Genomic DNA, 22,042 nt, shown 5'->3' with positions numbered 1-22,042 from the left:
GGCGAACACGCACGGCGCTCAGGCGGTGCGATCGGTGCTCCGGCGCCTTCGCGCTTTACTCTGGATCAGGTGAATCGACGGATAGTGACGCTCTTGGCCGCACTCGCACCTATCGTCGTGTTGGGAGTCGTCGGAACAATGGTCACTGTTCCTTATGTCGCGCTCGGTCCGGGCCCCACCTTCAACACGCTCGGCGACGTCGACGGTAAGCCCGTTGTCGACATCCAGGGGGCCGAGGTCGATCCCACCGACGGCAACCTCAACATGACAACGGTGTCTGTTCGCGACGGCCTCAACATCTTCGAAGCATTCGGACTGTGGGCGAGTGGCAGCAACGGACTCGTCCCGCGCTCGGAGATCTATCCGCCCGAGAAGTCGAAGGAAGAGATCCAGCAGGCCAACACCGCCGACTTCCAGCAGTCCGAGGACAGTGCCGAGTTGGCCGCACTCCACTTTCTCGGCAAGCCGGTGGCACTGACTGTTTCGAAGGTGACCCCCGACGGTCCCGCTGCGGGTGCGCTGCAAGAAGGTGATGTCCTGGTCAAGATCGGTGACACTCCGGTCACCACGATCAGCAGCGTTCAGGACACGGTCGGGGCGATTGCTCCCGGCACTGCGATCAACGTCACCGTCATTCGCGCGGGCGTGGAGACCGTTGTGCCGGTCACCGTCGGGGCGCGGCCCAACAAGCCCGAATCGGGTTACCTCGGCGTCACGCCCAACGAGGTCCCGGACGTCCCCTTCACCGTGCAGTTCAACCTCGCCGACATCGGTGGTCCTTCTGCCGGACTGATGTTCACGCTGGCCTTGGTGGACAAACTGACACCGGGGGAGCTCAACGGCGGAAAGTTCGTGGCCGGAACGGGCACCATCGACTCCGCCGGTGAAGTGGGTCCGATCGGCGGTATCAGGTACAAGTTGATCGCCGCGTCCGAAGCAGGTGCGGAGACGTTCCTCGTGCCGGCCCAGAATTGTGACGAGGCGAAACAGAATGCGCCGGACGGGCTTCGACTCGTCAAGGTCGACAACCTGCCCGGCGCAGTGGACTCACTCGAGAGCCTCAACACCGGCGGCGACGCACCCCGCTGCTGAAAGCAGTCTCTGTCAGTCTTCTTCGACCTCGTCGAGCGTCGCGTACAGCGCGTGCACGAGGTGAGGTGCGAGACCGTCGTAGGTGAGCAGTTCCAGGTCGCCGTACGGATCCGCATCTTCGTCGGGACGCATCTGCAACAGCGACAGCGAAGGACCGTCACGCAGCACGCCGACGAACAGTCGAGCTTCGCGTCGATCGGGATGCGCGTTGGCAGTCAGTCGAGCGACCTCGTCCGCCGCGTGCTGATCGGTCAACACCGGCGCTGTGGCGTGGTCGAGATCCGATTCCGCCTCGGGCGGTAGGACGACGATTTCCTGCACCAGGATGCAACCCTGCACAGACTCGGGCCAATGCGTCGTTGCCAGGAACTCGTCGAGTGCCCGTGAACCGCCGATGATGTCCTCGGGGAGCGATTCCTGCTCGATCGGTGTGTATTCGGCACCCTCGGCGAGTTGGTCCAGCAGTCCGGGTTCGGCTGCGGCGAGCATTTCGGTGGGTACCAACGCGTACAGCTTCGGCGGTTGATCCCAGCCTTCGGCGTCGATGTGGTCGACTACTTCATGAACGCACCGGGCGAGGGCACTCGGTGATCTGCTCATATTCTCTTCACTCACACGTTCATCCTCGCACCTTCTGCCTGGCTTCCCGCTCTCCGTGTTGTCAACCCGTGACCGTTGTTACGTAGAGTGGTCGGAAACGGCCAAGTCCACTCGGGCGTGGCCGCAGTGATCGATGCAATCGGTTGCGACGCCACGGCGTCGCCAAATCTTGGAGCGTGGCACGTGGGCATGCGGCCCCCCGCAGGTTTACCCTCTCTGTCCAGACGCAGTCGAATCTTGTTGGTGGTGGCTGTCGTTGTGGCGGCCTTGCTGCTCGTGGGGCCGCGACTGATCGGCATGTACACGGACTGGTTGTGGTTCGGCGAAGTCGGCTTCCGTGGTGTGTTCACCAAGGTTCTGCTGACGCGATTCGTTCTCTTCCTCGTTGTCGGAATTGTCGTCGGAGCCATCGTGTGGCTCGCGATGCTTCTCGCGTACCGTGCCCGTCCGGTGTTCGTCCCGGTCTCCGGACCCAATGATCCGATCGCGCGCTACCGCACCACCGTCATGTCGCGACTTCGTCTGTTCGGCGTGATCATTCCGGTAGCGATCGGCATCCTCTCCGGTCTCATCGCGCAGGCCAACTGGGTCACCATCCAGTTGTTCCTCAACGGTCAGCAGTTCGGCATCACCGATCCCCAGTTCCATCTGGACGTCGGCTTCTACACCTTCGATCTGCCGTTCTACCGTTTCGTTCTGAACTGGTTGTTCGTCTCGATCCTGCTGGCATTCGTGGCAAATCTGATCACCCACTACGTTTTCGGTGGAATCAAATTGGCCGGGCGCGCTGGGACATTCACCACTGCCGCTCGTATTCAACTCGCAGTTATCGCCGGAACCTTCGTGCTCCTCAAGGCGGTTGCGTACTGGTTCGATCGATACTCGTTGATGTCGAGCAGTCGTAAGGAACCGACGTTCACCGGTCCGGGCTTCACCGACATCAATGCGGTGCTGCCGGCGAAGCTCATTCTGTTGTCCATCGCCGTCATCTGCGCCTTGGCGTTCTTCGCGTCGATCTTCACGCGGGATCTTCGGATACCGGCCATGGCAGTCGCTCTCCTGGTTCTCTCGTCGGTGCTCGTCGGTGCCGTGTACCCGATGATCGTCGAGCAGTTCTCCGTCAAGCCCAATGCGGCGCAGAAGGAGAGCACGTACATCGAGCGGAACATCGAAGCGACCCGTCAGGCGTACGGGATCACCGAAGAGAACGTCGACTACGTCGACTACCCGGGCATCGGCACCAAGCAGCCCCAAGATGTTCCGGCCGACCGGACCACGATCGCGAACACACGACTGTTGGATCCGACGATCCTGTCGCCGACGTTCACCGCTCAGCGTCAGCTCAAGAACTTTTACGGGTTCCCGCAGACGCTCAACGTCGACCGTTACGAACAAGACGGACAGTTGCGCGACTTCGTTGTCGCCGCGCGTGAGCTGTCGCCGAACAACCTTTCCGGCAACCAGACGGACTGGATCAACAAGCACACGGTCTACACGCATGGCAACGGCTTCGTCGCGGCCCAGGCAAACGAAGTCACGGCCGTGCAGGGCGACAGTCAGAACAACACCGGTGGTTACCCGATCTACTCGGTGAGCGACCTGACGACCACACCCGAGAACGAGAACCTCAAGGTGGACAATCCTCGTTCGTACTACGGCGAGGTGATCAGTCAGTCGGACGCCGATTACTCGATCGTCGGTTCCGTCGACGGTGAGGGACCGCGGGAGTACGACACCGACACCTCGAAGTACACCTACACAGGCTCGGGTGGCGTTTCGATCGGCAACTGGTTCAACCGTCTTGCATTCGCGGCGAAGTACACCGAGCGCAACATCCTGTTCTCGAGTGCAATCGGCTCGAACTCCAAGATCATCTTCAAGCGTGATCCGAAGGAAAGGGTCGAGGAGGTCGCGCCTTGGCTGACGACTGACGGCGCTGCTTACCCCGCAGTGGTCGACGGCAAGATGCAGTGGATCATCGACGGCTACACCACTGCCCAGGACTACCCGTACGCGCAGCGCAGTTCGCTCGACGGTTTGGTCGAGGACAGCATCGACCAGACGACCGGGCGCCTCATTCCGCGCCAGGAGTTCTCCTACATCCGCAACTCCGTGAAGGCCACGGTCGATGCCTACGACGGCACCGTCACGCTGTACCAGGTCGACGAGCAGGATCCGGTTCTGAAGGCGTGGATGGGGGTCTTCCCGGACACGGTCAAGCCGAAGAGCGAAATTTCGGACGACCTGCAGGCGCACTTCCGGTACCCGGAAGACATGTTCAAGGTCCAGCGCGAGATGCTGGCGAAGTACCACGTCGACGATCCGAGTGAGTTCTTCACCAACAACGCGTTCTGGTCGGTTCCGAGCGATCCGACGATCGACACGACCGCCAACCAGCCGCCGTACTACGTGCTGGTGGGCGACAAGGACACCGCGAAAGCGGATTTCCGTCTGACCAGTCCGATGGTCGGGTTCAGTCGTGAGTTGCTGTCGGCCTACATTTCGGTGGCGAACGACAAGGAGAACTACGGCAAGTTCACGGTGCTGCAGTTGCCAACCGATACGCAGACTCAGGGTCCACAGCAGGCTCAGTCTGCGATGACGTCGGATTCGCGTGTTGCTTCGGAAGTGTCACTGCTCAAGCAGTCGAACAAGATTCAGTACGGAAACCTGCTGACTCTGCCGATTGCCGAGGGCGGAATCCTCTACGTCGAGCCCTTGTATTCGCAGCGAAACTCGCAGAACGCGTTCCCTCAGCTGGCGCGTGTGCTGGTGAGCTTCAGCGACACCAACGGCATTCGGATCGGTTATGCACCGACCGTCTCCGAGGCGATCAGTCAGATTTGGCCGGGCGCGGGTTCGGCAGCGACGGTCACCCAGCCGGCACCCGATCCGGATACCGGAGCGCAACCGGAAACGCCGACAACTCCGACGGCACCGGCCCCGCCGGCTTCTTCGGACGACGTTACGAAGGCACTGGCCGAGGTCAATTCGGCAATGGCCGCATTGAAGTCGGCGCAACAGAGCGGTGACTTCACCAGCTACGGTGCTGCGCTCGACCGCCTGCAGAAGGCTGTTGACGCGTACCAGGCGCTGCCGAGGTAAGCAGCGTCAGTTCGTGAACAGCGTCAGTTCGTGAACAGCAGAAGGCCCACCATCCGTTCGGATGGTGGGCCTTCTTGTGTGCTCAGGTGAAACTGTACGAGCTGAATCAGCGCAGTGCTGCAACGATCGGTGCGTTGGCATCGGAGAGCTGCTGGAACTGTGCTGCGAAGCCGTACTGGCCGGCGAGGTCACGAGCGGTGTCGTAGGCCTGCTGTGCGGCGGGCTTGAGCTCGGCCGGGATCTCGAGGGCGGGTGCAACTGCGGGTGCCTCGGCGACGGGAGCCGGTGCCGCTGCGGGAGCTTCTTCGACTGCGGGCTCGCTCGCGACGGTCAGACGCTGGCCGCAGACGGGCCATGCGCCGGGGCCCTGGCTCTGCAGGGTGTTCTCGGCGACGCGGATCTGCTCTTCCTTGGAAGCGTTGGCGGGCGAGCCGCTGCCGCCGTTGGCGGTCCAGGTGCTCTGCGAGAACTGCAGGCCGCCGTAGTAGCCGTTGCCGGTGTTGATGTTCCAGTCGCCACCGCTCTCGCACTGTGCGACGCCGTCCCAGTTGTGGGTGGCTGCGGAAGCGGTGCCGGTGCTGATGGTGAGGGGCACTGCGACAAGTGCGCCGGCTACTGCCAATGTGCCGAGTGCACGCTTGCTGATGCTGGTGTACGTCATGTCGGGGTAAATCCTCTCCGCGCTTGCTGACATCGGCGGGCCTGCGGGTCGGCGGTGGTGCTGGCTTTCCCGGGCGCTTGTCTCTCCGTGTCTCTGCCCCTCGAAGGTTTCGGGGGTTCCGATCCCGCGGGGCAGAGTCGAGCAGCGGCGGGTCGGCGTTCGCCCGGTTGATTCGGGCCGGGACCGACCGTACGGGAGCACTGAACGAGGGTCGATTCGCAAATTTCCGGACCTTCTGGTCTGCTCTCGCCGGCGAACTTCGGCGTTTATGCTGGTAGAGCCTTTCCGATGCGGTTTCGAGGTACGTTCGTTACATGCCTGTTATGTGTTGATGCTCACGGGAATTTTGTGAAGCCAGTCACTCGGATTTGCGACTTTCAGGCGTGTATTTCACTCCAGCGCAGGCGATTTGCGTTCCGTTCATCTGCTCGTGTAACTTTGTCCATGCATCGCGGGGTGGAGCAGCTCGGTAGCTCGCTGGGCTCATAACCCAGAGGTCGCAGGTTCAAATCCTGTCCCCGCTACTAGAAAAGGACCGCCGTACTGGATTCCAGTGCGGCGGTCCCTTTTTGCGTGCGTCCGTCGTAGGGTTGCGACGTGCGATTCTCGAAGGTGCCCCTGTTATCGGTCATCACCGCTTTTCTGGCGATTGCGGCGTCGGTGCTCTCTGCGAGCAATGCTGCAGCCGGTGGATGGGTCGAGACGGGGAAGCGCGTGGTCTTCATCGTTCCGGGCCAGCAGCTCTACAGCTCAGGTGAAGCCCATCAAGCGCCTTACCGCGCCCTCGACGAGGCACTGCAGGATGCGGGCTACGAGACGCATTTTGTCGATGCACCCGGCAAAACGATTGCCGCAGATGCCGAACTGATCGCCGAGTCGATTCGCACCTACGCTGCTGACGCCACATACGTCGGCGTAGTCGCGCACAGTGCGGGCGGACTGAGCGCCCGGTATTACGCGAAATTCTTCGGTGGCTCGAACATCGTGGATTCATACGTCGCTATTGGCGCTCCGCAGTACGGCAGCCCCGGTGGCTGCGTGCAGGGCCCCGCCGACGGCTACGACACCTGCATGTTCTCCGAAGTTCTCACCAAGCTCAATGCCGGAGAGGACACTCCTGGTCCTGCCTACTATTCGGTGGTGCAGAGCTCGGGCGAGTGGGCGGACGGTCGGCTGGACGGGGGCCAGTGCCGGGTGTACGTCGATGGCGTTCCCGGTTCCGGAACCGGAGCAGACCACCTGACCGAGCTCCAGCACCCCGAGGTGATCTCGGGAGCGATCAGCGCGTTGGGGCGCGACTGTGTCGGCACTTTCGTGGACGAGAACGACGGCGACATCACGTGGCCGGACACGTTGTTCCCGTCCTTCCGGTAAAGCTTCAGGTCCGGGTTGTTCGGACGAGTAGCCCGGCCACGTGCGCGCTCGCGGCTGTTCTCGCTCCCAAGGCGTCACCAGATTCGATGGCCGCGACTATACGAGCGTGCTCGGTGACAGCGATCCGGCGATTGAGCTCGAGGCTCCACATGTCCGAACGGTAGAGATGTGACTGCCCATCCAGACGGTGTAGGGCTTCACTGAGTGGGTGATTGCATGCCGTCTCACGAATCAACGTGTGGAACTCGAGGTCCAGCTTCGAGTCTCGACGCTGATCCGGCGGACTCTCGAGAAGTTCGCGTTGCACCTGCACCATCTTGCTGAGCTGCGACACGGTTTCGTGAGTGGCATTCGCCGTCGCGTTGAACGCTGCGAGACCGTCGAGTACCTCACGCACCTCGAAAACAGCGCGCAGAGACTCCGCGTCCAGCGAATCGACTTTTGCACCCGCATTTCGGGTGTGGACGGCGATGCCCTCGTAGATCAACTGCTGCACGGCCTCGCGGACCGGCGTGCGACTGACATTGAGTTTGCTTGCCAGCGCGGGAACACTCAGTGGTGTCCCCGGCGCCAGCTCTCCCGAAAAGATCAGTTCGCGAAGTGTCTCGTGCACGGACTCGGTGAGCAAAGCTCGTTCGGTGGTTGTCATCTTGTCCTCACTTCGATCCTGCACGATATCGACGGTACCCGGGAGCGCTACCCGGCACCGTCACCCGGCGGCGCGCACCCGGTCAGCGCTGCGACGGTCGATCTCGGGCTTCGTCGCGCCTTTCAGTCCGGCCACCTTGGCCGCGATGTTCTCAGCGATCGTGATCGGCGGGTATCCCACTTCGCCCGGTGTGAGAGTTCCTGGCAGTGCTTCGATGACGGCGTCGTAGTTTCCGTCGAAAAAGAATGCGGCAGAGCGCCGTCGGATGATCTGGCCGTCGACGATCGGCGGGTCGACTCGGTGCACTGTCGAGCGCCATCGGTCGTTCGTCCAGCGCGCCATCGCGTCTCCGAGGTTGATCAAGAGTGCGCCGTCGGCAGGTTGGACGTCGTGCCACACGCCGTCGGTACTCAGAACTTGTAGGCCCGGAACCTGATCTGCCCACAGGATGGTCAAGATTCCGAAGTCGGTGTGAGCGCCCATTCCCGTCATGTCGCCGGAGATCCGGATCTCGCCCTCGGGCAGTGCGTAGTTGTTCATCTTCATCGCGTCGATCGAGTGGTCGAGCATCGAATCGAAGTACCCGGGCTGCAATCCGAGGGCGTCGGTGAAGGCGCACATCAGGATTCGTGCCAAACTCTGTGCCTGGCGGAAATACTCTTCGATTGCCGGTCGGAAGCCGGGCGCAGCGTCGGGCCAGGTGTTGTCGGCGTAGCTGGACAGGGGTAGGTCGACGCCCGGATAGTCGCTCACCTCTGTACCGACGACTATCGCTTCGTAGAAGTCGTTCATCTGGTTCGCAGACGCGACGCCCAGGCTCATACTGAGTGATTCCGACTTCGGTGGTGAGTAACCACGGTTCTCGGACGAGGGGCGGCGATAGTCGTTCTTCACCGCAAGTGGGAGAGCAAAGAACTCGTCAAGCGCATCGGCCAGGCCGTCGGTCGCTGATCGTGGAATATTGTGCCCGACAATCTGTATGAAGCCGACGTCCCGGCACGCGCGATCGAGTTGAGCTGCGACCTCAGCGCAGGCAGTGCTGTTGGTGGCGTTTGTAACCGCTGCCTCGCCGCGGAGGTACGGGCTGATATCGATCGTAGGAATTTCGAAGACAGGAGTTTCGTGGGTCATTTAAAGTCCTTGCGGCCGGACGTGTGCCACTTACCGACGAGCACACGTGAGAGGAATCCAAAGGCAGAGAAGACGAGGACGCCGAACACCGACGCGATCACGATCGCGGCGATCAGGTCCTCGGACTGGAGGCGGCTTCGGTAGACGTCGAGCAGAGTTCCGATCCCGGGTTGTCCTTTGGCGAAGAACATGTCGCCGATGATGGCGCCGACGACAACAAGGCCGGATGCGGTACGGATACCGGTGAGAATGGCCGGCATTGCCGCTCGCAGTTCGAGTTTCACCAGTCGATCCCACCGCGACGCTCGTCCGAGGGTGAAGAGTTCGTGCAATCCGCGATCGACCGACTGTAATCCGAAGTGTGTGTTGGTGATGATCGGGAAGGCTGCGATGAGAACACACACCAGAGTACGAGCGGTCATGCCGTAGCCGAACCAGAGGCCGATGAGGGGCACGATGGCGAGGATGGGAATGACTTGCAGCACAACGGCGTACGGATAGACGATCCGCTCGATCCACTTGGCTTGGCTCATCAGCACACCGGTTCCGACGCCGACTGCCACCGCGACGACGAAGCCGACCAGCGCAACCTGCGCCGTCACGGCGAGGGCTTCGAGCATGGGAGAGAGATGTTTCCAGTCGAGCAGCGACTTGGTCAGCACCTGACTCGGTGGCGGGAGGAGAAACCGACGTTCAGGAGAGAGGACGAGATAGCTGACGATCGACCAGGCCGCGACCGCGCCGGCAAGGGAGAGCAGCGGATAAAGGACGAGGGCACCGAGCGCTCTCATTCGCGAGTTCCGTCCGTTCTGTGCCTCTGCTTGTGTGGTGGTCGCAGAGTCAGAGCGAACCGCGGTCGTGCGTGTGGTGTTGCCTCGCCCAACTGCAAGAACTTCGGTCATCGTAGGCTCCCTTGCAGACTGGCCGAGATATCGGCGACGTATTCGGTGTAGCGGGCGTCGTAGCGCAGTTCCGGGCTACGTGGGTAAGGGAAATCGATGTCGACGACCGAATGTATTCGTCCGGGCCTGGCGGTCATGACAACCACCTTGCTTGCCAGGTACACGGCCTCGGATACCGAGTGCGTGATGAACATCGAGGTGAATCCTTTTTCGGTGTACAACCTTTGAAGTTCCACCTGCATCTCCAGGCGGGTCATCTCGTCGAGTGCGCCGAAAGGTTCGTCGAGGAGCATCACAGCGGGTGCGAGCGTGAGGGCGCGAGCCAACGACACGCGCATCTTCATTCCGCCGGACAACGCATTGGGCAGTTGCTGTGCAAAGTCCGCAAGGCCTACCGCGCGGATTGCCTCGTCGGCGCGCAACTTTCGCGCTGCTTTGTCGCCGCCACCGAGTTCGGCTGACAATTCGACGTTGGCCTGCACATTCCGCCAGGGGAGAAGGGTCGGCTCCTGGAAGATGAAGCCTACTGATTCGGTGTCGAGGGCAACCGCGCCGCTCGTCGGTCGTTCGAGGCCGGCCGCCATGCGCAACAAGGTCGACTTGCCACAGCCGGAGGGTCCGATCACGGCGACAAATTCTCCCCGCTCCACGTCCAGATCGATGCCGTCCAGCGCGACTGTGCCGGTGTCGAACTTCTTGACGACGTCGGAAAAGACCATCTGCATCGGCGCGGTGAGTTTGCGAGCGTCGGCATCCTGCATCGTGTTCGCGAGTTCCATCTGAGCCTCCGGTTCAATAATGCATGCAAACATTCTTCAAGATCTACGACATATCTTGGATTGCATGTATGTCGTCGAGATTGCTGAATGTAAATGTGAGGTGACATTGCAGGTAAGGAAAGGATCTTGGCCTGCGTTACCTGATGGAAACAACCAGGCGATTGCATGTAATCCAAGTGCTGCAGAGTGTGCTCATCGGATCACCCTTCTTGGTTCGCCCCCATCCCAATTGTTTTCACGAAGGAGACGCTGTGTATTCGAATCGCAAGGTGTATTCCAATCGCAAGAGTGTGGGAGTGGCCGGCGTGGCACTGGCCATGTGTGCGGCCATCGGATTGACTGCTTGCAGCTCCAGCGAAGCCGATACGGCCACAGCCGAATCGCTCGAACCCGCCGCCGAGGCTCAGAACCTGGCGGGGCTCTGTCCGGAAAACGTTGTGGTTCAACTTCAATGGCAGCCACAGTCGGACATGGGAGCACTGTTCGAGATGCTGGGTCCCGGGTACTCGGTCGACACCGATGACAAGTCGGTCAGTGGAACTCTCGTTGCGGGAGGGAAGGACACCGGAGTCGACCTGACCTTGCGAGCCGGGGGACCGGCAATCGGGTTCCAGTCCGTGAGCTCCCAGATGTACGTCGACGATTCGATCACCCTCGGACTCGTGCACGGCGATCAGGTGATTGCGGCGGCAGCAAGTCAGCCCGTCGTGGCCGTTACTCCACTGCTCAAATACAGTCCGGCAATCCTCATGTGGGACAAAGAGTCTCATCCGGACTGGACGAGTGTCGCCGATATCGGTAAGTCCGACGCGAGTGTCGTCGTTTCGAAGGAACAGCTCTTCCCGCAGTGGCTCGTGGCAAAAGGACTACTGAAGCAGTCCCAGCTCGACACGAGCTACGACGGAGCTCCGTCGCGCTTTGTCGGTGACCCGACCATTGCTCAGCAAGGATTCGCGAATTCGGAACCGTACACGTACGAGAAGGAGACGCCGGCATGGGACAAGCCGGTTTCCTATGACCTGCTGAAGGATTCGGGTTTCGACATCTATGCCTCCAATGTTTCCGTCCGTGCCGACAAGGTCGAGACACTCTCGCCGTGCTTGAGCAAGCTGGTTCCGATCATTCAGCAGGCCACGGCCGACTACATCACCGCGCCGGATACCGCGAATGCCGCCATTGTCGACGTCGTCTCGCAGGACGTGTCGTTCTCGCCGTACACCGAGGGCGAGGCGGCGTTCAGTGCCCAGCTCCTGAAAGAGAAGGGCCTGATCGCGAATGAGGCGGACGGATCCGTCGGGACGTTCGACATGACCCGAGTCGCCCATACCGTCGAAGAACTGAAGCCCATTCTGATCGCAGGGGGTGCGGCGATACCGCAGTCACTGACCGCCGAAGAGATCTATACCGACAAGTTCACCGATCCGTCCATCGGAATCCGCTGAAGGAGCTGACAGTAAATGACTTACGACATGACAGAACTCAACCGCGAGACCCGCATGGGTGGCCTGGGCACCGAGACGACCGACCGCGAGGTCCGAAGAATCGATCTCGCGGACTTCGAGAACCGGCGCAGCGAGATCGCCGAGGAGTTGTGGTCGGCAGCGACCGACATCGGGTTCTTCCAAATCGTCAATCACGGAATCGATCTGGACCAGGTTCGCGAGGCTTTCGCGGCGGCCGAGGGATTCTTTGCGCTCCCCGCCGAGGTCAAAGCGCAGTATCCGCTCAAGAAGGGTTTCAACTCCGGCTGGGAGAGTATGACGCAGGTGCGTCCGTCCATCGGAACACCTGATCAGAAAGAGTCCTACCAGGTGACCCGCCCGCATATGGGAGATCTGTGGCCCACAGCAGACGAATTGGCCGGGTTCCGCGAGACGATCCTGGACTTCGAGGCCAAGTGCTGGGGCATTGCGATGGATCTGCTCTCGTGCTTCGCCGAGAAGCTGGGATTCGAACGAGACTTCTTCACCAGGGCACATGACCCGTCGGTGGACACCTACCAGAGCACACTGCGGCTGCTGCATTACTTCCCCCTTGCCGCCGACGCGGATGTCGAAGGGATGTGGCGCGCCGGTGCACACACCGATTTCGATTGCCTGACATTGCTTTTCCAGCGCGACGGTCAGGGTGGCTTGCAACTGTGCCCGGGCAAGGAGATGGACACCCAGGAATGGACGTCGGTGGTTCCGGCCGAGGAAGCGATCACCTGCAATATCGGCGACATGCTGATGAGATGGAGTGATGACGTCCTGCCGTCGAACTTTCATCGGGTGAAGAGTCCCGGCGTCACCGACTACCGGGGACCTCGCTACAGCCTCGCGTTCTTCGCTCAGGCGAACCGCGACGTAACCATCGAGGGCCCCGCGGGCAAGTACCCTCCGATCACCGCGGAGGACTACATCGACCAGCGAGTACGCGCGAACTTCGCACGTTGATCCGCACCCGTTCCGTCACACACTTTCAGGAGGATTGTCGATGACTACCGCACACCGGAACTCGGCCGACACGATCGTCACGGACGTCACGCTCTACAGCGGCGGCCAATGGCTGAGCGGCCGCGATGTCGTCGTCTTGAACGGCGTTGTCGAATCGATCGAGGTTTCCGCCGGGAGCGCCGGCGCAGGCAGTGTGGACGGATCGGGGGCGTATCTGATCCCTGGGTTCGTCAACACCCATACGCACCTTCAACAGTCACTGATGCGTGGGATCGCCGAAGGGACACCGCTTCTCGAATGGTTGCTCGCGGTCGCGGAAGAGTCCGTCCAGATCACCCCGGAGCGGGCGTACGCGGCCGCCGTCGCAGCCTCGTTGGAAGCATTGCGCAGCGGTACGACCACCCTGGTCGAACACATGTGGCCGCACCCGTCCAGTGAGGTTCACGACGCTGTGATCCGGGCGTTGCGCGACACCGGGATTCGAGCGGTGCTAGGACGCGGAACTGCAGACAGGGCGGACCCGACGAGGAAGTGGGGGTTCGATCCACGGCTGATGCAACCACTCGGAGATGTCCTCGCACATACAGATCAGATGATGCACGACGTGACTGGTTCCCGCGTCGACGTGGCGGTGGCGGTACCGAACCCGCGATCGCTGACCCCGGAGGGGATGTCGGCAGTGCGTGAATTCGCGCAGTCTCGCGACATGACGGTCTCGATCCACCTGCTCGAGACGCAGACCGACAACACGATGTGTACCGAACATGCAGGCGTGAACGCTGTCGACTACCTCGATTCCCACGGATTTCTGTGGGATCGGGTGCTGGCGGTCCATTGTGTCGAACTCGACGACCGTGGCCAGAAAGTGTTGGCGGAGCGCGGCGTCGGAGTGTCGTACAACCCGGTCAGCAACATGCGCCTCGGCAGTGGGATCGCACCGATCCCGAGCTTCCTCGACGCGGGGATCGCGGTGGGGTTGGGCGTGGACGGCGCGGCCAGTAACGACACCCAGGACATGCTGGAGACACTGCGCACGGGCGCCTACGTGCAGCGAGCCGCGCGCGGCCGCGCCGACCTGTTCGGCTTCGAAGCCATGATGGACATCGCGTCCGGCGGCGCGAACGCAGCGCTTGGTCTACCCGCCAGGTCCGGCGGAATCTCCGTCGGTGATCCCGCTGACCTCACCATGATTCGGTTCGAACGAGACTTCGGTTGCCTCCCGGTACGAGATCCGGGTGCGTCAATTCTCACGACGGGAAGTCGTCAGATCGTCGACACGGTGTTGGTTGCAGGCGAGGTCGTGATTCGTGACGGGCATTCCACTCGCGTCGACGAGGCGGAATTGATCCGGACGCTCAGCGCGTTGTGACTGAGCTCAGTCCTCACTGACCTCCATCTCGATGAGGACGCGGCGCAACAGCTTTCCCGTGGCGTTGCGGGGAAGTTCGTCGATGAAGACGATCTCGCGGGGAACCTTGTAGCGGGCCAGGTTGGACCGAACGTGGTCTTTCAATTCGTCGGAGTTCTGCTCGGCGCCGTGAGCGACGACGACGAAGGCTCGCAGGCGGTGGCCGAAGTCGGCGTCTTCGACTCCGATCACGGCGGCTTCGAGGACGTCCTCGCGGTCGGCGAGAAGGTTCTCGACCTCGAGCGGGTAGACGTTCTCGCCGCCCGAAACGATCATGTCGTCGTCGCGGCCGTCGACGAAGAGGAGGCCGTTGGCGTCGAAGTGTCCGACGTCGCCGGTGGAGAGAAGTCCGTCGATACGTTCCTTGTCCCGCCCGTCGGTGTAGCCCTCGAAGCTCAGTCCGCTCGCGACGAAGATTCGGCCGATCGTGTGGGGAGTGGTAATTCTCTTGTTGTTTTCGTCGAAGAGTTCGACGTGGCACGTCACTGGAGCTCGGCCCGCGGTTCCCGGAGCGATGGTCAGGTCCTCGGGAGTCGCGACCGTGGCCACGGCGACCTCGGTGGACCCGTACAGGTTGTAGAGGACGTATCCGAACGAGGCAGTGACTCGCTTACACAGGTCGGGGGAGAGCGACGAACCTGCCGAAAAGATGATCTTCAGGTTCGACGTGTCGTACTTGGACAGAACCTCGGGGCCGAGGTCGATGATACGAGTGAGCATCGTCGGGACCACTACCAGACTGTCGCACTTGTGTTGCGCGACAAGTTTGATCGTGTTCTCCGGGTCGAACTTTCGATGCATGATCACGGTCTGCCCGAGCGCCAACGCGAGAGCGAACTGCGAGACGCCGGTGCCGTGGAAGGCCGGGGCGGCCATCATCATGGTCTGTCCGCGGCGCAACGGAACGCGGTCGAGGAACTGCGCCGAAGCGAGCGGGGAGGTGTGTCCGCGCGGCGCGCCTTTGGGAGTTCCAGTCGTACCGCTGGTGAGGAGGACGAAGCCACCGTTCTTCTCGGGAGCTTGCACCGAGGACGTGGTGCGTCCGGCGATGGCCTCGTCGAGAGTCGTCGCTGAGGAGCTTTCGGCGGACGCGTCCGTCTCCGGCCACGAGCGATACCGGACGACGTCGCCTGGCAAGGCATCGGCGACGTTCGCGAACTCGTCGTCGTAGACGAAGGCGACAACCTTCTCGCGCGCGGCGACGTCCACCAGTTGGGGCCGAGCGAAGCCCGTGTTCATGAGTACGAGCTTGGTTCCGTTCTTTGCCGCAGCCAGCATGGTCAGCACCAAGCCACGATGGTTGCGACACATCGCGCCCATGACGGAGTCGGACGTGATGCCGTCCGCCTGCCATGCTCGGACCAACGCGTTGCTCTGACGTTCGAGTTCGGCGTAGGTGATGGGTCCACGTTCGTCGATGATCGCCACCGCGTCGTAGCCGTTCTCGGCGTGCGCGTGAACCGGCCCGGCGAAGGGCCCGTACTTGTCTACCGCTGCAATGGATTTGAGTCCGCGATCGAGGCGGGGGAACGGAACGAGCCCGGCTCGGAACATGACCCCCGCCGCGCCGATGGTGTCAGTGACCTTGGTGACCAATCCGGGCATACGTGAACCTCTTCCGAGCGTCGTTGTAGGACTGATTACACACTAATGCGCAACCACGGCTCAGTGGTGGAGTTTCCGGATGGCGACCGAGCACTCCGCCCCGCCATCTCGGAAGGTGGCGGGGCGGAGCGTGTGCGATGTTGTATTTCTGGTGACCGACCTACGGAACCGTCACTTCAGTTCGGCGGACGACTTTCCGAGCAGACGGCGAGCGACGATCAGCTGCTGGATCTGCTGGGTGCCCTCGAAGATGTCGAGAATCTTCGAGTCGCGGCCCCACTTTTCGAGCAACGGGCGCTGCGAGTAGCCGTAAGTGCCGGCCAACTCCACTGCCTTGAGCGTCACGTCGGTGCCGGTGCGGCCGGCCTTCGCCTTGGACATCGACGCTTCGAGCGAGTTCGGCTTCTTGTTGTCGGCCATCCACGCCGCGCGCAGAGACAGCAGGTACGCGGCCTCCCAGTCGGCCTCCAAACGGATGAACTCGGCTGCAGCTGCATGCTGGTTGTAGACCGGTGTGTCGTAGGAGATCTCGACACCGGCTTCGGTCAGGATGGCGCGCAGTTCTTCGAGAGCTGCGCGTCCGACGCCGACGGCCATGGCTGCAACGAGCGGGCGGGTGTTGTCGAACGTCTGCATGACGCCGGCAAAGCCCTGCTCCACGTTGACCTCCGGGCTGCCGAGGATGTTGTCTGCCGGAATGCGGCAATCCTGGAGTAGGAGGACGGCGGTGTCGGAAGCCTTGATGCCCAGCTTGTGCTCGAGACGAGCGACGCTCAGGCCCGGCGCGTCACGCGGTACGACGAACGACTTGATGGCCGCGCGGCCCTTCGACTTGTCGACCGACGCCCACACGACGATGTGCGTCGAACGCTCACCAGCGGTGACGAAGATCTTCTCGCCGTTGAGGACCCACTCGTCGCCGTCGAGAACAGCGGTGGTGGTGACGGCAGCGGAGTCGGAACCGAAACTCGGTTCGGTGATGGCCATCGAGGCCCACACCTTGCCGAAACGTTCGAGCTGCTCGTCGGTGGACACTGCGGCGATCGCGGCGTTGCCGAGTCCCTGGTAGGGGATCGAGAGCATGAGTCCGACGTCGCCCCAAGATGTTTCGAGCGAGTTGAGAAGCGCGGACATGTTGCCGCCGTTGGCGTTGCCGCCCTTGGCGCTCGCGTCGGAACGTCCGCCGCTGGCACCGCCGATGTCTCCACCGGAATCGGAGAGGCCTTCGACCATGGCGGCCATGGTGTCGAGTTCGACGGGATACTCGTGCTCGGCCAGATCGTACTTACGTGAAATGGGTCGGAAGATCTGCGCCGCGACCTGATGTGCCTGGTTCGCTGATGCTTTGAGCTTCTTGGGAAGTTCGAGGTTGATCATCGTGGTTCTCCTGGAAGTTCAGCGGCGTCAGATGAGGACGATGCCCTCGGCAACGCCGATGGCACGGAGGTCGCGGTACCAGCGCTCGACCGGGTGTTCCTTGGTGAACCCGTGTCCACCGAGGAGTTGCACACCGTCGAGGCCGATCTGCATGCCCTTCTCGGAAGCCAGCTTCCGGGCCAGAGCGGATTCGCGGGCGAAGGACAAGCCCTGCTCGGCGCGTGAAGCGCCGCGAAGCGTGACCAGACGCAGTCCGTCGAGTTCGATGCCGATGTTGGCGACCATGAAGGCAACCGCCTGGCGGTGGCTGATCGGCTCGCCGAACGCTTCGCGCTCGTTGACGTACGGAATCACGTAGTCGAGAACTGCCTGGCTGGTTCCGACGGCCATGGACGCCCAACCGAGGCGGGCCAGGCGAATCGCGTCGGCGTATTCGGCCTTGCGCTGATCGGCGTCACCGTCACCGAGCAGTGCGGATTCCGGCACCGCGACGTCGGTGAGGATCAGGCGACCCAGACCGGCGGCGCGCAGACCCATGCTGGGATCTGCCTCGACGACAAGTCCCTTGGTGTCGGACTCGACGATGAAGAAGGACGGCTTGCCGTCGAGTTCTGCGGCGATGACGAAGAGCTCGGATGTGGCCGCTGCCGGCACCAGGCTCTTGACGCCGTTGAGCTTGTAGCCGCTGGGGGAGCGAACTGCCTTGGTCTGCAGGGCAAACGGGTCGAACAGAGCGCGGGGCTCGTTGACCACCACTGCTGCGCCGGGTACCTGCTCGCCGGTGAACGCCGGGAGGTAGGTCTTCTGCTGCGCGTCGGTGCCCCACTGGGTCAGTGCGACTGCAACACCACTGGGTGCGAGGATCGGCAGTGCCAGACCCATGTCTCCGTGCGCAAGTGCCTCGGCAACAAGAGAATTGGTGACCGCGCCACGATCGGCGGCCGCTCCGTCGAGTTCTTCGGGAACGTTGATCAGCGTGATACCGAGCTCGGCCGCACGCTTGGAGAGGTCGGCGGGGGCCTGAGCTGCACCGTCGGCGTCGTAGGCCGCGGGACGCAGAATTTCGGCCGCGAACTCGCGCACGGTCTCGACGATCATCTTCTGATCGTCGTCCGGGGTGAGGTCGAAGTAGTCGGCGTTCTTGCTCGGGTTGTCGGGTAGGCGCTTGGGTGCACCGTTGCCCGAGACCTTCTGGAATCCACGAGTAGCGGCGCCCAGGGTTTTGAAGCCCGTCTTGGTGCCCTCGTAGGTCACACGATCGATGGTCTGACGCAGATTGAACTTCTCGGCCAGTTCCGAACCGGTGATCTTGGTAAGCACGCGCATGGCTGCGCCCATGGCGTCGCGTTTGATCGGGTTCAGGCCGACGGCGGACGTGTCGCGGGGCGCACCCTTGGTGCCGCCGCGCTGCGCGCCCGATTCGCTGCGCTGAGCGCTCTTGTCGGAGGCAACACTGTCTTGCTTGGTCATGATCACCAGCTGTTTCTCGGTGTTGGGGCGTTGGACGATTCTTATCTTACTCATCAGTAAGGTCTGTTGTCGAGAAACGGCAAAATGATGCGCGTCATAGGCTCGACGGGTGAACCGGACAGAGGTGCCAGATCGGATACAGCGGTACGTGCGCTACGTGCCGTTGGTGGTTGTTCCGTGCCTGTTGATCGCCAGCACGTATCCCGGGGAGTATCGAGTCCCGCTCACCTACTGGATCTTCGCGATGCTGTCGGCGCTCGTCTTCGTCGCCGGCCGTCGATGGCCGGTCCTCGCGTCCCTGATCGTCTCGGCGCTGGCCATTCCGATGTTCGTCGCCGACGCCTGGGGGCTGTCCGAACTTGTCCCGTACCTCGGCGCGGTAGCGGTTGTCGACGTCACGATGCGGGCCGATCGCAGAGAGTGGGTCGCCGTTTCGGCAGCAGGCTGGTGCGGTTCGGTGCTCGCGGGGATCTGGTTCGAATCTCACGAAGCACTCTGGTCGGTCACCACTGCTGTGAAAGTGCTTGCTTACGTGGGGTTGCCGCTGCTGCTCGGGCTGTATCTGCGCTCGCAGCGTGAATTGGCCGCGAACAATCTTGCGCAGACCCGCGCTGCGGAGCGGAGTGCGCTCGCCCGCGAACTCCACGACCTCGTTGCGCACCACATGGCGTCGATCGTTTTGAGAATCGGTGTGGCTCAGCATGTCTTGGCGCCCCAGGACGAGGCCGTGCGTGAGGTCCTCGCGGATGTGCGTGCCACGGCGTCGGATGCGCTGACCGATATTCGTCGCCTTCTGATAGCCCTTCGTGATCCCTCGCTCGGCGAGGTTGCTCTGGTCGAGCCGGATGCCGTCGACGCGGAAATCGCGGCGGCGGTCGATCGTGTGCGTGCAGCGGGTTTCGAGGTGCAGGCCGACTTCGATGTTCAGGGGAATGTCGAGTCAGGCGCAGCTGATCTCGATGCGATCGGCAGGCTGACGTTGTTACGGGTGATTCAGGAATCACTGACCAACGTCATGAAGCATGGCGATCGGAAGGGGTCGGTCTCGGTCTCGGTTCGTCGTCTCGACGGTCGGGTGGACGTGAGGGTGATCAACAGCTGCGAGGGATCGGCAAGGAGTGCCGGACACGGACTTGTCGGAATGCGTGAGCGTGCAGAACTGGTCGGCGGCGAGATGACTGCCGGCACCAACAGCGACGGGAAATGGGAAGTCCACGTGAGTATTCCACTCGTTAAAACAGGTGGTGCCTCGTGATCAGAGTGCTCATCGTTGACGACCAGCGACTGGTGCGCGCTGGTTTACGGATGTTGTGCACGGCAGCTGCGGACATGACCGTAGCGGGTGAGGCGTCGAACGGGGTCGAGGCGGTAGCGCTAGCTGCCGAACTGGATCCCGACGTGGTCCTGATGGATTTGCGGATGCCCGGGCTCGACGGGATCGGTGCCACACAGCAGATCGTCAAGGCCGGTCGGCGAGCACGCATTCTCGTGCTGACAACCTTCGACGACGACGATCACCTGTATCCCGCGCTCGCCGCCGGGGCTTCCGGGTTTCTGGTGAAAGACACCGAACCGACCGAGTTGCTCAGCGCCATTCGACGGATCGCCGAGGGAGAGATGGTGTTCTCCCCGGAACTGCTCCGCCGCGTCGTGGATCGTGCGGTGATCGGCGCAGACGCCGACACTGCTGTGACGGAGAAGGTTCCGCTGACCGAGCGCGAATCACAGGTCCTCGCATTGGTGGCGGAAGGGCAGAGCAATCAGGAGATCGCGGACGCACTCCATCTGGGTGTGACCACGGTCAAGACGCACGTGGCGAACCTGATGTCGAAGACCGGCTGTGACAATCGGGTTCGCCTCGCCGTGTACCACTTGCAGAACTTTCAGTGACCGGAGTGCGCACCAGACGACGGCATCGGCATGTCCATCGGCATGTCCATCTGCATCGGCATTGCCCTCTGTCCTGGCCCTAGTACGAGGAATTGGCCCATCATGCCTTGGTCCTCGTGCATCAACAGGTGGCAGTGGAACATGTACGGGAAGGTGGGGTCGGTGTACTCGGACCACTGCAGCGCGACACGAATCCTGCTGCCCGGTGGTGTGTAAACAGTGTCCTTGAGCCCGCGCAAGTGAGGCGGGGGAGTGCGACCGTCGACGTCGAGGACCTGGAATTGCACGTCGTGGACGTGGAAGTTGTGCGGCCAGTTGTCCTTGTTGGTGATCGTCCACACTTCGGTCGCGCCGACCTCGGCCTCGAAGTCGATGCGGTTCATGTCCATTCGTTGCCCGTTGATCATGTACCACTGCAGATCGAAGGTTCGGGAAACGCTAGGCTTCGACAGGTCGAGGCGCGCCAGGGTGGCCAGTTGCGGGGGCAGAGTCGACCGCGACGCGCGAGTGCCGACGCCCCGCAGTTCGACGATGTCGAAGCGGTCGTTCATGCCGAAGTTCTCTGCGTCCGATGAGTTCACGCCCCCGCCGTCCTCGATCGGGAACGACACCAATGTGGTCGTCGCGCCGGGGTCGACGCGAACCACGATCTCGGCTCTTTCCCCGGGGCTGAGCTGAATCCGCTTGATCGGTATCGGTGATTCGAGCAGTCCGCCGTCGGTGGCGATCAGATCGAAGGTCCGGTCGTCGGGGAACCCCAAGTTGTAAAGACGACCGGAAGAGCCGTTCAGGATGCGCAACCTGACGATCCCGGTGGTGACGTCGAGGTAGGCGTCGGAGATGCCGTTGGTGACGATGGTGTCGCCGAGCAGGCCGATGTCGGTTGGGTCGGACTCGTCGAAACTGCCGTCGGCGAGGAATCGACGATCCTGGACTATCAACGGAACATCGTCAACCCCATAGGTTTTGGGGATGTCCAGCCTGTCGGTATCGGCGTCGTCGATCAGGAACAGTCCGGCGAGTCCGCGCTGCACGTGCCGTTCGGTGGATCCGTGCGGGTGTGGGTGATACCAGAGCGTCGAAGCCGCTTGGTCGATCGTCCACGCCGGTTCCCAGCCTCCGCCGGCTTCGATGGTCTGGTGCGGGCCGCCGTCGAACTTTGCCGGCAGATGCATGCCATGCCAATGGACGGTCGTCGGCTCTGTCAGTGTGTTGTCGATCGTGAATGCGACAGATTCTCCGCGTGCGGCTCGAATGGTCGGTCCCAGGATGGATCCGTTGAAACCCCAAGTGTCGGTGATCTTTCCCGCGACGATCTCGGTGGCTGCGGCACCGGCGCGGAGTGTGAAGTGGCGAACGCCGGCGTCGTCGACCGTCGATTCGGCCAGCGGCGGAACCGGTAGCGGGCGAGAGGTTCCGGGTACCGCCTGTGCGGCGCTTCTTGCTGCCGAGTTGGCCCCGCAGCCCGCTGCGAGCCCGAGGGGCGCGGCGGCAAGACCGAACAGAATGGTGCGCCTGGAAATCCGGTTCATCGTTCTCCTGGAAGTAGTGCGTGATCAACTAC

The 22,042-nt window shown here is 62.3% G+C and carries 18 protein-coding genes and 1 tRNA gene; 9 read left to right on the top strand and 10 right to left on the bottom strand.

What is annotated here, in order from left to right; genetic code table 11:
• Positions 1–69 precede the first annotated feature (69 nt).
• Positions 70–1,092: a PDZ domain-containing protein gene (locus ACFQ6Y_RS19295; protein ID WP_378635999.1), complete on the top strand. Its 1,023-nt coding sequence runs from the start codon at positions 70–72 to the stop codon at positions 1,090–1,092.
• Positions 1,093–1,104: 12 nt separating this feature from the next.
• Here the strand turns inward: ACFQ6Y_RS19295 and ACFQ6Y_RS19290 are convergent, their stop codons facing one another.
• The gene (locus ACFQ6Y_RS19290) at positions 1,105–1,707 is read right to left on the bottom strand and encodes a PPA1309 family protein (RefSeq protein ID WP_019747831.1); all 603 of its coding nucleotides are present in this window, start codon (positions 1,705–1,707) and stop codon (positions 1,105–1,107) included.
• Between the two features lie 174 nt (positions 1,708–1,881).
• On the opposite strand from ACFQ6Y_RS19290, the gene ACFQ6Y_RS19285 reads away from it, so the two are divergent.
• Positions 1,882–4,797, top strand: a complete 2,916-nt coding sequence (locus ACFQ6Y_RS19285) for a UPF0182 family protein (protein WP_378533989.1) — start codon at positions 1,882–1,884, stop codon at positions 4,795–4,797.
• A 106-nt stretch (positions 4,798–4,903) separates the two neighbouring features.
• Here the strand turns inward: ACFQ6Y_RS19285 and ACFQ6Y_RS19280 are convergent, their stop codons facing one another.
• Positions 4,904–5,458, bottom strand: coding sequence for a transglycosylase family protein (locus tag ACFQ6Y_RS19280; protein WP_347872101.1), 555 nt, complete (start codon positions 5,456–5,458; stop codon positions 4,904–4,906).
• Positions 5,459–5,908: 450 nt separating this feature from the next.
• On the opposite strand from ACFQ6Y_RS19280, the gene ACFQ6Y_RS19275 reads away from it, so the two are divergent.
• Positions 5,909–5,982: transfer RNA gene (locus ACFQ6Y_RS19275), tRNA-Met, on the top strand.
• Positions 5,983–6,055: 73 nt separating this feature from the next.
• A complete protein-coding gene (locus ACFQ6Y_RS19270; protein ID WP_378635995.1) occupies positions 6,056–6,832 on the top strand; it encodes an esterase/lipase family protein in 777 nt (258 codons plus the stop codon).
• 4 nt (positions 6,833–6,836) lie between these two features.
• On the opposite strand, the gene ACFQ6Y_RS19265 is transcribed toward ACFQ6Y_RS19270, so the two are convergent.
• The 4 genes from ACFQ6Y_RS19265 to ACFQ6Y_RS19250 are packed head-to-tail and all read right to left on the bottom strand — an operon-like array spanning position 6,837 to position 10,293.
• Positions 6,837–7,481 (bottom strand): GntR family transcriptional regulator, encoded by a 645-nt coding sequence (locus ACFQ6Y_RS19265; RefSeq protein ID WP_378533985.1) that lies wholly within the window; start codon positions 7,479–7,481, stop codon positions 6,837–6,839.
• Positions 7,482–7,541: 60 nt separating this feature from the next.
• On the bottom strand, positions 7,542–8,612 hold the full coding sequence (locus ACFQ6Y_RS19260) for an isopenicillin N synthase family dioxygenase (protein ID WP_378635992.1): 1,071 nt from the start codon (positions 8,610–8,612) through the stop codon (positions 7,542–7,544).
• Complete coding sequence (locus ACFQ6Y_RS19255) at positions 8,609–9,514, bottom strand: ABC transporter permease (protein ID WP_378635987.1); 906 nt, start codon at positions 9,512–9,514, stop codon at positions 8,609–8,611. The genes ACFQ6Y_RS19260 and ACFQ6Y_RS19255 overlap by 4 nt, the downstream gene beginning before the upstream one ends.
• Complete coding sequence (locus ACFQ6Y_RS19250) at positions 9,511–10,293, bottom strand: ABC transporter ATP-binding protein (protein WP_378635982.1); 783 nt, start codon at positions 10,291–10,293, stop codon at positions 9,511–9,513. The genes ACFQ6Y_RS19255 and ACFQ6Y_RS19250 overlap by 4 nt, the downstream gene beginning before the upstream one ends.
• A gap of 251 nt (positions 10,294–10,544) precedes the next feature.
• Between ACFQ6Y_RS19250 and ACFQ6Y_RS19245 the strand changes: the two genes are divergently transcribed.
• From ACFQ6Y_RS19245 to ACFQ6Y_RS19235, 3 genes are read left to right on the top strand one after another with little or no spacing between them, the layout of a single operon-like run.
• On the top strand, positions 10,545–11,735 hold the full coding sequence (locus ACFQ6Y_RS19245; protein WP_378635977.1) for a nitrate ABC transporter substrate-binding protein: 1,191 nt from the start codon (positions 10,545–10,547) through the stop codon (positions 11,733–11,735).
• A gap of 15 nt (positions 11,736–11,750) precedes the next feature.
• A complete protein-coding gene (locus ACFQ6Y_RS19240; RefSeq protein ID WP_378635973.1) occupies positions 11,751–12,728 on the top strand; it encodes an isopenicillin N synthase family dioxygenase in 978 nt (325 codons plus the stop codon).
• Between the two features lie 40 nt (positions 12,729–12,768).
• Entirely contained in the window at positions 12,769–14,097 is a 1,329-nt protein-coding gene (locus ACFQ6Y_RS19235; protein ID WP_378635969.1) for an amidohydrolase family protein, read from the top strand.
• A gap of 6 nt (positions 14,098–14,103) precedes the next feature.
• Here the strand turns inward: ACFQ6Y_RS19235 and ACFQ6Y_RS19230 are convergent, their stop codons facing one another.
• From ACFQ6Y_RS19230 to ACFQ6Y_RS19220, 3 genes are all read right to left on the bottom strand, one after another.
• The gene (locus tag ACFQ6Y_RS19230) at positions 14,104–15,741 is read right to left on the bottom strand and encodes an acyl-CoA synthetase (RefSeq protein ID WP_378635964.1); all 1,638 of its coding nucleotides are present in this window, start codon (positions 15,739–15,741) and stop codon (positions 14,104–14,106) included.
• A gap of 171 nt (positions 15,742–15,912) precedes the next feature.
• On the bottom strand, positions 15,913–17,118 hold the full coding sequence (locus tag ACFQ6Y_RS19225; RefSeq protein ID WP_378533968.1) for an acyl-CoA dehydrogenase family protein: 1,206 nt from the start codon (positions 17,116–17,118) through the stop codon (positions 15,913–15,915).
• Positions 17,119–17,145: 27 nt separating this feature from the next.
• Positions 17,146–18,594 (bottom strand): acyl-CoA dehydrogenase family protein, encoded by a 1,449-nt coding sequence (locus ACFQ6Y_RS19220; RefSeq protein ID WP_378636754.1) that lies wholly within the window; start codon positions 18,592–18,594, stop codon positions 17,146–17,148.
• A 103-nt stretch (positions 18,595–18,697) separates the two neighbouring features.
• Here ACFQ6Y_RS19220 and ACFQ6Y_RS19215 point away from each other — a divergent pair, with 103 nt between their 5' ends.
• Both ACFQ6Y_RS19215 and ACFQ6Y_RS19210 read left to right on the top strand, forming a co-directional pair.
• Positions 18,698–19,843 (top strand): sensor histidine kinase, encoded by a 1,146-nt coding sequence (locus ACFQ6Y_RS19215; RefSeq protein WP_378635960.1) that lies wholly within the window; start codon positions 18,698–18,700, stop codon positions 19,841–19,843.
• On the top strand, positions 19,840–20,478 hold the full coding sequence (locus ACFQ6Y_RS19210) for a response regulator (protein WP_378635956.1): 639 nt from the start codon (positions 19,840–19,842) through the stop codon (positions 20,476–20,478). Before ACFQ6Y_RS19215 ends, ACFQ6Y_RS19210 begins: the two co-directional genes overlap by 4 nt.
• Here ACFQ6Y_RS19210 and ACFQ6Y_RS19205 read toward each other — a convergent pair.
• Positions 20,472–22,010, bottom strand: a complete 1,539-nt coding sequence (locus tag ACFQ6Y_RS19205; protein ID WP_378635951.1) for a multicopper oxidase family protein — start codon at positions 22,008–22,010, stop codon at positions 20,472–20,474. The genes ACFQ6Y_RS19210 and ACFQ6Y_RS19205 overlap by 7 nt on opposite strands.
• Positions 22,011–22,042: the final 32 nt, after the last annotated feature.

Origin of the sequence: Rhodococcus sp. NPDC056516, assembly GCF_042794655.1 — a bacterium.
Classification (GTDB): domain Bacteria; phylum Actinomycetota; class Actinomycetes; order Mycobacteriales; family Mycobacteriaceae; genus Rhodococcus_F.
This window is presented reverse-complemented; position numbering and strand designations above follow the sequence as displayed.

Excerpts from the sequence above, each read along its gene's own strand:
- ACFQ6Y_RS19240 (WP_378635973.1), top strand. The coding sequence starts at position 11,751 with ATGACTTACGACATGACAGAACTCAACCGCGAGACCCGCATGGGTGGC.
- ACFQ6Y_RS19260 (WP_378635992.1), bottom strand. The coding sequence starts at position 8,612 with ATGACCCACGAAACTCCTGTCTTCGAAATTCCTACGATCGATATCAGC.
- ACFQ6Y_RS19235 (WP_378635969.1), top strand. The coding sequence starts at position 12,769 with ATGACTACCGCACACCGGAACTCGGCCGACACGATCGTCACGGACGTC.
- ACFQ6Y_RS19250 (WP_378635982.1), bottom strand. The coding sequence starts at position 10,293 with ATGGAACTCGCGAACACGATGCAGGATGCCGACGCTCGCAAACTCACC.
- ACFQ6Y_RS19255 (WP_378635987.1), bottom strand. The coding sequence starts at position 9,514 with ATGACCGAAGTTCTTGCAGTTGGGCGAGGCAACACCACACGCACGACC.
- ACFQ6Y_RS19205 (WP_378635951.1), bottom strand. The coding sequence starts at position 22,010 with ATGAACCGGATTTCCAGGCGCACCATTCTGTTCGGTCTTGCCGCCGCG.
- ACFQ6Y_RS19280 (WP_347872101.1), bottom strand. The coding sequence starts at position 5,458 with ATGACGTACACCAGCATCAGCAAGCGTGCACTCGGCACATTGGCAGTA.
- ACFQ6Y_RS19225 (WP_378533968.1), bottom strand. The coding sequence starts at position 17,118 with ATGATCAACCTCGAACTTCCCAAGAAGCTCAAAGCATCAGCGAACCAG.
- ACFQ6Y_RS19230 (WP_378635964.1), bottom strand. The coding sequence starts at position 15,741 with ATGCCCGGATTGGTCACCAAGGTCACTGACACCATCGGCGCGGCGGGG.
- ACFQ6Y_RS19265 (WP_378533985.1), bottom strand. The coding sequence starts at position 7,481 with ATGACAACCACCGAACGAGCTTTGCTCACCGAGTCCGTGCACGAGACA.
- ACFQ6Y_RS19285 (WP_378533989.1), top strand. The coding sequence starts at position 1,882 with ATGCGGCCCCCCGCAGGTTTACCCTCTCTGTCCAGACGCAGTCGAATC.